Origin of the sequence: Alkalibacterium sp. MB6 (assembly GCF_009935905.1) — a bacterium.
Taxonomy (GTDB): Bacteria; Bacillota; Bacilli; order Lactobacillales; family Carnobacteriaceae_A; genus Alkalibacterium.
The window spans coordinates 1-9,868 of the sequence record NZ_PREX01000039.1 but is presented as its reverse complement, the minus strand read 5'-3'; the positions used below and the strand labels follow the sequence as shown (position 1 = coordinate 9,868).

10 protein-coding genes and 1 other annotated feature are annotated in these 9,868 nt (G+C 40.1%); of the genes, 7 read left to right on the top strand and 3 right to left on the bottom strand.

The features are described from left to right. Nucleotides 1-208: 208 nt before the first annotated feature. From C3945_RS11280 to C3945_RS11250, 7 genes are all read left to right on the top strand, one after another. Nucleotides 209-1,213 carry a hypothetical protein gene (locus tag C3945_RS11280; RefSeq protein ID WP_161879753.1) on the top strand — a complete coding sequence of 335 codons (1,005 nt, stop codon included), beginning with the start codon at nucleotides 209-211 and terminating at the stop codon, nucleotides 1,211-1,213. An 89-nt stretch (nucleotides 1,214-1,302) separates the two neighbouring features. After that, nucleotides 1,303-1,566, top strand: a binding site (T-box leader). 383 nt (nucleotides 1,567-1,949) lie between these two features. Continuing rightward, nucleotides 1,950-3,020: a methionine ABC transporter ATP-binding protein gene (locus C3945_RS11275; protein ID WP_161879752.1), complete on the top strand. Its 1,071-nt coding sequence runs from the start codon at nucleotides 1,950-1,952 to the stop codon at nucleotides 3,018-3,020. Nucleotides 3,021-3,032: 12 nt separating this feature from the next. Beyond that, nucleotides 3,033-3,713 carry a methionine ABC transporter permease gene (locus C3945_RS11270; RefSeq protein WP_161879751.1) on the top strand — a complete coding sequence of 227 codons (681 nt, stop codon included), beginning with the start codon at nucleotides 3,033-3,035 and terminating at the stop codon, nucleotides 3,711-3,713. Between the two features lie 38 nt (nucleotides 3,714-3,751). Then, complete coding sequence (locus tag C3945_RS11265; RefSeq protein ID WP_161879750.1) at nucleotides 3,752-4,567, top strand: MetQ/NlpA family ABC transporter substrate-binding protein; 816 nt, start codon at nucleotides 3,752-3,754, stop codon at nucleotides 4,565-4,567. Nucleotides 4,568-4,604: 37 nt separating this feature from the next. Then, nucleotides 4,605-5,801, top strand: a complete 1,197-nt coding sequence (locus tag C3945_RS11260) for an amidohydrolase (protein WP_161879749.1) — start codon at nucleotides 4,605-4,607, stop codon at nucleotides 5,799-5,801. A gap of 127 nt (nucleotides 5,802-5,928) precedes the next feature. Then, nucleotides 5,929-6,702 carry a uracil-DNA glycosylase family protein gene (locus C3945_RS11255; RefSeq protein ID WP_161879748.1) on the top strand — a complete coding sequence of 258 codons (774 nt, stop codon included), beginning with the start codon at nucleotides 5,929-5,931 and terminating at the stop codon, nucleotides 6,700-6,702. Between the two features lie 175 nt (nucleotides 6,703-6,877). After that, the gene (locus C3945_RS11250) at nucleotides 6,878-7,390 is read left to right on the top strand and encodes an RDD family protein (RefSeq protein ID WP_161879747.1); all 513 of its coding nucleotides are present in this window, start codon (nucleotides 6,878-6,880) and stop codon (nucleotides 7,388-7,390) included. A gap of 67 nt (nucleotides 7,391-7,457) precedes the next feature. Here C3945_RS11250 and C3945_RS11245 read toward each other — a convergent pair whose 3' ends face one another. From C3945_RS11245 to C3945_RS11235, 3 genes are read right to left on the bottom strand one after another with little or no spacing between them, the layout of a single operon-like run. Continuing rightward, entirely contained in the window at nucleotides 7,458-7,772 is a 315-nt protein-coding gene (locus tag C3945_RS11245) for a MazG nucleotide pyrophosphohydrolase domain-containing protein (protein ID WP_161879746.1), read from the bottom strand. A 6-nt stretch (nucleotides 7,773-7,778) separates the two neighbouring features. Next, nucleotides 7,779-8,177 (bottom strand): HIT family protein, encoded by a 399-nt coding sequence (locus tag C3945_RS11240; RefSeq protein WP_161879745.1) that lies wholly within the window; start codon nucleotides 8,175-8,177, stop codon nucleotides 7,779-7,781. Between the two features lie 25 nt (nucleotides 8,178-8,202). Further along, nucleotides 8,203-8,751, bottom strand: a complete 549-nt coding sequence (locus C3945_RS11235) for a biotin transporter BioY (protein WP_161879744.1) — start codon at nucleotides 8,749-8,751, stop codon at nucleotides 8,203-8,205. Nucleotides 8,752-9,868 lie beyond the last annotated feature (1,117 nt).

Here is a 9,868-nt window from a genome sequence, read left to right as displayed (position 1 = left end):
ATCGGCTTTCTGTACTTTACACACCATACTATATGGTACTGAATATAGTAGACGTAACCTCTTCCTTTTAGTGCTTTTTGCACCATAATCACCTCTACATGTATTTTATCATATGTAGAAACAAAAAAACATGCGAAATCGCTTACTCACGACTAAAGTCACGAGAATGCGCTCATAAACTCTTCAAAAAGAACGTATTTATTCACAAATGGACAATGGAAATCCCCACTTTTTAGAACAAGTAGAAAGAACAAAACCCGTTTGGGCAGGTGTGTCTCACTCGTCTCATACTGGCTATGTGAATACAGATTATTTTATTGAACTGACTGATGAATCTGATTTGCAGTTCATTGTTGATGAGATGATTGTAGGGTCAAAAAGACAGCCTGGCATCGTATCTATGTCCCCTTCTTACTATGATATGGCCATTGAATACGAAGACGGCTCTACGGAACAGTTCTTTTTGTGGCTAGGAGAAGGCTTTTCGGGTACAGTGATGGATACAGAAGACACCCATTATATTTATACATTTGGTGAAAACGTGTCTGAACGGTTCCTTTCTCTCCTGCCAGAAGAGTCAATTTTAGACTCACCCAAAACGGCGGAATGGATTGAGGGCGATACCTTTGGAAAAACGATCATCATTGAACCTTATATAGAAGAAGATATTGATGATTTAATTGAGTATTCCGACTATATAGTAAAAGGAACATACGTAAATGATGAGCCTTCAGAAGTTCCTGATTCATGGGGAGACGAAGGGACGGCTTTCTTTCCTTTTGATGTCACTACCGTTTTAAAAGGTGAGTTGGAACCGGGCATAATCGAAGTGGGTCAATCCCAATACATTGTGGACTGGGCTCAAGATCCAGAAACAAACGCGGAGTTGGGGATACTTAAAGTAGACAATCCTTTAATCTCCCAACCTGAACTTGGAAAAGAAGTCATCCTCTTTATTTCGACGCAATTCCAAGACGGCGAATTTTGGCGTTTTTCAGAACCGACGATGGTCGAAGTGATGGATGACGGGTCTTTAAAAAGCACCTCGGCTATATTTGATCCCGAGTTCGATGCCAGTGATCGAGTTGAACACATTGAGTATGCTGTTGGGTGGACTCTCGAATTAACTTTACAGATTCTATCAGACGACCTCCCTCTTCCTGATCCTTTTGAAGGCATGACAGTTGAGGACTTAACGGAGCGTATTTATTAGTTCAAAAAAATTATCACAAAAAGAGTTGACTCGTTTTATCGGGTCGTGTATAGTAAGAACCAAGTTGCAAAACTATTGGAATATGATGAGAAAACACAATGAAAAGAAGAGTACGTTCAAGAAGTCTTTAAAGAGAGCCTGGGCTGGTGAAATCAGGTAAGAAAGAATGAGCGGAAGATGGTCTTTACAGTGGAGCAGATGAATCGTGCTATGCCGGTTAAGTTTGCTACGGGCTCACCCGTTACAGTGACACAGTTTACAAGTTAATAACTTGTGCACTGATTGAGGCATAAACAGTGATGTTTGTGCATATTAAGGTGGTAACACGGATAAGACTTTGATTCGTCCTTAAATAAACTCTCCTCTCTAACATGAGGCAGATTTTATTTAAGGGCGATTTTTTTATACAACAATTGAACGACCACAAAAGCGATGACAAGAAAAGTACACACGACAAGACAGCAACAACAGAGAGCCTGGATTGGTGAGAACAGGTTTGCTTGAGTCTGTGGAAAATGACCTTCGAGCCGGATACCGAGTGCCAAAGCATAAGGCTATCATGGGTACGCCCATTACAGCGTCAGAGTATCAGGGACCTTCCCTCGTACTTGTTGAGGAGCGGGTTGCGAAACCCGTTTAAAGTAAAGTGGTAACACGGACAAAACGTTCGTCTTTATATTGGCTTAGACCAATCTATTGACGAGCGTTTTTTTATTTTCTAAAGGAGGACCGGTTTATGATTGAACTAAAAAATATCGACGTTACATTTACAGATAAGAAAGAAACCATAGAGGCAGTAAAGAATGTTTCCTTGTCCATAAAAGCTGGTGACATATACGGGATTGTTGGATACAGTGGTGCAGGAAAAAGCACCTTGGTTCGAACGATTAACTTGCTTCAGCGTCCAACAAAGGGTGACGTTATTGTGGGTCGCCATAACCTTATGGACCTTCCTCCAAAAGAGTTGAGACAGGCGCGTAAGAAAATCGGCATGATCTTTCAGCACTTTAACTTGATGCGGTCACGAACCGTAGCTGGAAATATCGCCTACCCCCTTCGTGGAACCGGCTTGTCAAAACAGCAAATCAACGATAAAGTCGATGAGCTTTTGGAATTGGTGGGCCTAAGTGATAAGAAAGACACTTACCCATCACAACTGTCAGGTGGTCAGAAACAACGGGTTGCTATCGCCCGGGCATTGGCCAATGATCCAGAAGTCCTGTTATGTGATGAAGCCACCAGTGCATTGGATCCTAAAACCACTCTTTCTATATTGGAGTTACTAAAAGAATTGAATCAAAAACTAGGTTTAACCATTGCGATTATTACTCACGAAATGCAAGTCGTCAAAGAAATCTGTAATAAAGTGGCTGTAATGGAAAACGGAGAAGTCGTTGAAGAAGGTGATCTGGTTTCTATCTTTACTGATGCACAGAATCCGTTGACGAAAGAATTTATCAGTACGGCTACCCAAATCGACCAGGCCCTTGACAAGTTGGCCAAACACCCGACTCTGTTGAACCTGACGTCAGAAGATGTTTTAGCAACTATTGCTTACGTCGGTGAAAGTACAAGCTCTCCGCTAATAGCCAGTCTCTATGCGCAATTTGCAGTGACGACCAATATCCTTTATGGAAATGTCGAGATTTTACAGGAGACACCGATTGGAAATTTAATCGTTGTCTTGTCAGGCGAAGAAAGACAAAGAGACAAAGCCATCGCTTATCTTGAAGCACATGATGTAACCGTCAGCTTGCTGCAACACAATCAGACCGTCTTTGCCTTTAATAAAAAGCAAGTCGGATAAGGAGGAAAGAACATGACTGAATTTATGCAGACTTATTTTCCAAATGTCCTTAATCTTCAAGATGAAATTATTGAAAGCATTTGGGAGACTATTTATATGACCGGATGGACGGCTTTATTTGCGGGCATTCTCGGCATCTTACTAGGAGTCACACTCGTCGTCACAGACACGAATGGGATATTAGCGAAGCCTAGACTCTATGACAACCTTGACCGAGCCATTAATACCTTTCGCTCGATCCCCTTCATTATCATGCTGGCTTTAATCGGTCCTATTACCCGGTTACTTGTCGGAACAACTATTGGTCCAACTGCTGCCATCGTCCCCCTCGTCGTTGGTACAGTGCCCTTTTATTCCAGACAAGTGCAAAATGCCTTGCTTGAAGTGGACCAAGGTATCATCGAAGCCGCTGAGGCAATGGGTTCAACCCCTTGGGAGATTATTTTCAGAGTTTACTTAAAAGAAGGACTTCCTTCTATCATTCGTGCCTCTTCTGTTACGATTATTAACTTAATTGGGCTCACAGCGATGGCTGGAGCAATTGGCGGCGGTGGTCTAGGAAACTTAGCCATTGCTCGGGGTTATAATCGATTCCAAGATGATGTGACCTTAGTTGCCACACTGGCCATTCTTATCATCGTCTTCATCAGTCAATTTATCGGTAATTATTTTGTTAAAAAAACAAGTCACTAATCACTATCAATTAAAAACAATTAAAGGAGATTATTAACATGACAGGATTAAAAAAAGGATTATTAACGATTGGACTAGGTCTTTCACTAACCGTATTAGCTGCTTGCGGTGCTCAAGCAGGTAAGGATGAGACAGTAAGAATTGGCGTTGTAGGCGAAGATCAAGACGTATGGGACTTTGTGACTGACAAACTTGAAGAAGATGGGATTACAGTGGAGTTGGTAAAATTTACCGACTATACTCAACCTAACCGCGCCTTACATGATGGCGAAATTGATTTGAACGCCTTCCAGCATAAGCTGTTCTTGGAATCTTATAATGACGACAACGGAACTGACTTAGTTCCTATTGCAGACACCGTCATCGCTCCTTTAGGTGTCTATTCTGACACACTGACTTCTGTAGATGAGTTAGAAGAAAACGCGACTGTCGCTATTCCTAATGACGTCACCAATGGTGGTCGGGCATTATTGCTTTTGCAAACAGCTGGCCTCATTTCTGTTGACGAAGAGGCAGGCATCACACCAACCGTCAACGATATTACTGATAATCCATTGAATTTAACGATTGAAGAATTGGATGCCTCACAAACCGCTCGAGCTTTGCAGGATGTCGATGCCTCGATTATTAATTCAGGAATGGCAGTGGATGCTGGCTTCACTCCTCCACTAGATGCTATCTACCTTGAACCCGTCAACGATCAGTCGGATCCTTATATCAATATTATCGCATCCCGTTCAGAAGATGCCGAAAATGAACTATATCAACGTATTGTAAATGCCTACCAAGCAGACGATACGATAGACGTTATAGAAGAAACGTCTAAAGGTGCTTCTATACCAGCCTGGAAATAAAGGAATACCTAAACTATAAAAGAGAGGGTTTTGTCAAATGAGTAACGTACTAGCCAATCCATCCATTAAAGAAGAGGTTCAAGCAGGCGCAGAAGAGGTCATTGCCTTAAGACGCCATTTCCACCAATACCCAGAACCAAGTTTAAAAGAATACGAAACCATTAAACGCATTAAAGAAGAATTAACCAAGTTAGATATCCCTTTTGAAGCTGTAGGAGAAACGGGAGCTATTGGAGTCATTCAGGGGAAAAAAGGCCCCGGTAAAACAATTCTTTTGAGAGCAGACATTGATGCTTTGGAATTACCCGACGCTAAAGATGTCCCATATAAATCTAAACACCCAGGCCTTCATCATGCTTGCGGTCACGATGGTCACACAGCCAGCTTACTAGGCGCTGCCAAAATTTTAAAAGCTAGAGAAAACGATATAGAAGGAACGATTAAACTAGCCTTCCAACAAGCTGAAGAAATTGGAGCAGGCGCTCGTCAGTTTGTTCAAGCTGGCCATGTCGAAGGTGTCGATCAAGTCTTCGGATTGCATCTGGATTCTGGTGTTTCTGTTGGTAAAATTGTTTCAGTAGCGGGTGCTTCCCATGCCTCATGTGATATTTTTAAAATTAAGGTCCACGGCAAAAGTGCCCACGCCGCACGTCCAGATCAAGGTATTGACGCAGTGTTGGCTGCAGCGTCCATCACTGTAGAACTTCAAAGTATTGTGGGACGCGAAGTTAGCCCACTTGATCCCGTCGTCGTTGCAGTCGGGGTATTAAATGCCGGTACCAGGTATAATATCGTTGCGAACGAGGCCTTTTTAGAAGGAACCGTCCGCACATTTAGCCACGAAACGAGACATTTTGTTTTAGAAGCCGTCGAACGTATCGCGACTCGGGTGGCAGAATCTCACCGTTGCACGATTGAATTTGACCGCTATGATGCGGCAGCTCCTTTAATAAACCATGACGAACCCGCTTTCCGTGCTGCCAAAGTAGGCGCTGCTATTGTCGGTGACGAAAACATTATTAGAGAACAGCCTAAAAGCTTAGGAGCAGACGATTTTGCAGACTTCTTGGCAGAAGCCCCTGGCGTTTATGCCCGGGTCGGTACACGTCATCTGGACAACCCCGACACGTGGTATGGTCACCACCACGAAAACTTTGATATTGATGAACGGGGACTGGCTATTGCCACCGAACTTCATGTTCGCTATGCGTTGGATTATCTAAACGAGAAATAAGTGAAAAAGATAACCGTCTACAATCTAAAGGTAGACGGTTATCTTTTTTGGGTTAGAAAGCATATAGTTAATCATTCATTATAAAGTATGCTAAATTGAGATTATAGAATCATTGAGGAGGTTTAAGATGGATTACCCCACTCACTTATTAGATGAAGTCAAAAAGAATAGTAAGTATTTTCAATTAGAAGGCTTCTTATCAGGTAATGGCTCTCCTCAAGCAAAAGCGATGCTAGTCGGTGAAGCGCCTGGTCAGACTGAACTAGTAACCAAACTCCCCTTTACCGGTCAAGCGGGTAAAGAATTGGATAACGAGTTGGAACAAGCGGGCTTATCCAGAGAAGACTTGTACATCACTAGTGTGGTTAGAAGTCGCCCCTATAAAATTAAGAAGCGCATAAATAAAGACGGAACGGTCAGCGAAAGTCGCCCAAACCGGACACCGACTAAAGCAGAAGTCTTGGCTCACGCCCCTTTAATCGACTACGAGATTCAACACATTAAACCCAAAATCATTGCGCCAATGGGTAATATCGCTTTGAAACGATTGCTTGGCAATAAGTACACTATTTCAGCGTTTCATGGGCAAGTTTTAAATGACTCTATTTTTCAACTCTCAGACGACCGATCCACCTATGTCAAATCAACAGATCGTTACATTATTTTCCCTTTGTATCACCCAGCCGCTGTCCTTTATAACCGCTCACTTGCAGACGTGATCTCGAAAGATTGGCGTGCGTTGTTTGAATTGATCAACAAACTATCAGACAGCCATTCTTTTTTAGTCGCCTGTCGAAATGATTTGATTATCGTCCCTACACTTAACACTAACAGAATGATGCTTAAAACGAGTAACCACCAACCCATGAAGTTGCCTAAAATTTCGCCCTCAATAATATAACCAATCACTAGACCCAACATCATAATAATGCCTATAATGATGTTGGATTTTTGTTTTATCAGTTTATCTTTTATATCTTCGTAAAACACATAACCACCTCTATTAATAATTTATTCCTTAAATAGACTCCAAATTAGTCCTTCTGTATGTACAAGATAAAAGCGGGGTGCCTTTTATGAATCCTATTCCTAACCGTTTAAGACTAAAACAATTACTCATAGACTATCTAGTCATCCTTGCTTACCTGCTTTTGTTATTGCTTGTTAATCTTGCGGTCATTTACTTTGTGTTGAATAGAGTACCTGAATACACAGAGTTGCAATCACAACTTATCGCAACATTTACCTCTGTCATTCCCATTGTCCTTATATTTTCATACTTGGATTATGTCAAACATGGATCTATCGGAAAAAAGGTTGTTGGGTTAAAGTTGATTTATAAACGGCGTAAATTTCGTTTTAGTTTATTAAGAAACATTATCAAATTTTTACCATGGCAGTTAGGACATATAGGTGTCATTCATGGGATGTATACTGACTTTTCGATAACTGCCTTAGTGATTATTAATATAGGCACATTCCTTGGTCTGATACTAGTTGTGATGGGGCTATTTCGAAAAGATAAACGGCATCTGGGAGACCTGATAGCCGGGACTAAAGTAGAATTATATGCAAATGAAACCAGATAAGTTGACGTTTCATCAATGTGATTGCACTATACGCATCTGACCCCCTCATCATCACCTTGTTGAAAGTTTACGACAGAAACGTTTCTAAATCTGGTGTTTGGTTATATTTAACCGACGCTTGTTTGTCTTTTTCTATTATCGCTGAGCTTAAATCAATATTGTTGATGCTGGCAATCGCAACAGTATAATGGATGACATCGACTAGTTCCTTCTCAAGGGAATGAGTGTCAGTATGTGCCTTCCGCCCTTCCAGTTGATTAATCACTTCAGCCACTTCCCCTACTTCTTCCACTAATTTCATAAATAAGCCTGTGGAGGTTTGCCCGTTGTCATATTTTAATTTTAAATATTCCTGCAACTGTGCCATACTGAGTTCTTTCATCCTGTTTTATCCTCTTCTATTTTTTTCACTTTTAAATAAATACCTTAACCCTTTTCCTGCTAAAGACTCATTGTCGTACCTTGGAATCACGTGAAAATGAGCATGAAAAATGTGCTGCCCACCTACTTCGCCTACATTCCAACCTAAATTGTAGCCTTGTGGATTGTGTTTTTTATCTAAGTAACTTTTTACTTCATGCAGCAAGCTATATGTTGCCGTCCATTCTTCTTGTGTTAAATCGAATGCTGTTTCCCTATGTCCTCTGGGAACGATGACCCCTGCGCCTTCTAATACTCCTTCAGTATCCTTTGACTGATTCAGATGCAAAAATAAACAATGCTCATTCTCTAAAATAATCTGTTGATTCGGATTTAAATCTATTTGGCAAAAGACACAGTTAGTCATGTTACTCCTCCTTTTAAATCAATGCTTAAGCTGCTATTAGTACATGTATGCGATTATAAATGATGGCTGCGGTACTTGCTTTCAGTATATCCAAAGGTAAAAAGACAAAGACATTGCCAGCCACTATGGCTTGAAAGCTTATCGGTGTAGAAAGAACGGTATTCATTACCCAATACTGGTAACTCATCCCTACTACATAGAGAAGCATAATTACCGCTACCATATAACTTGTCAGATGGATCATGGATGCCCCTTTTTTCTTTGTCCCTATATAGCCGACTAATGGGGCCAAGATGACTTGTCCTAAAAGGTAACCAAAAGATGGCGAGAGAATACTCTGGAAACCACCACTTCCCCCTGCAAAAACAGGCAGGCCCAGTAATCCTAACAATACATATAAACTTAAGGCGATGGTTCCTTTGTATGGACCTAATAACGCTGGAATGATTAAAAAGAAAAACACTTGTAGCGTAACCGGTACAGGACCAATCGGTATGGCAATGAATGCAGACAATGACAGCATCGCTGTGCTGAGGGCGATTTGCGTCATGTCCGTTGTCGATAGTTTTTTCATAATAGTCTCTCCAAATACCTTGATAATCAAAGTATAAAGATTAAAACTCTCTGTAGCAAGATGCAATGTGCTCTTGCTGCAGAGAGTTTTCTAATATCAGTTCGTTTAATTAATCTCGGTAAATCCATTCGTGATTATTTTTAGACAAGAGATCTTCTGCTTCTTTTGGCCCTCTATCACCGGTATCGTAATTAGGGAAAGAAGGTATGACTAGTGTTAGTGTGGATAAAAGTAGCAGAAAACAATCTAAAGGAATTCTGGCAATAAAAGATTAGATTGTTTACGTTAGCATATAAGGGTTACAGAAAGTTAACCGTTAACTTTCTATAACCCTTATACTTGTTAACCATTCTGTAATGAGCTTAAGTTAAATTATTGTCTTGTAAAGTAGATATATTAACACTATCAATATAATCGTCAACAAACTATTCGATAGGACTTCTTTTTTATTCGATTTTCTTTGAGATATAATTATAGTCACTAAACTTATGATTAGCATTATTATACTAACAACGAGTAACCACCACCCCGCAAAATTTCCCAAAGGGTCACCCTCGATAATATAACTAAGCAATAAACCTAAAAAAATCACTAGGAGAGTAATGATATTATATTTCTGTCTTAAGATTCTATCTTTTATATCTTCAATAAACATATATATCCCTCTTTCAATTCAATGCATTGGACATCCATGCTTTAAACTAAGGTATGATTAAATTCCAAGTTGTTTCTATATCTTGTTCTACCAATAGTAATAATTTCAGCTCCAATTCTATAATTATCATATCAAATAGACTTATTATAAATTTGAAAGTGTGTCATTTAGTGGTCATTTACTTTTGACATAGTGTTACATCATTTTACTAAGTATCATTACGGCTGTATGAAACTATATTTTCTGAATTGAGAAATTGTAAAATGAATTTCAAATTTGTTTGAATTCGCAATAAAATAATACGATTTCCCAAAGCGAGTGATTGAATTTTAAAGATTAAAACTCTCTGTAGCAAGATGCAATGTGCTCTTGCTACAGAGAGTTTTCTAATATCAGTTCGTTTAATTAATCTCGGTAAATCCATTCGTGATTATTTTTAGACAAGAGATCTTCTGCTTCTTT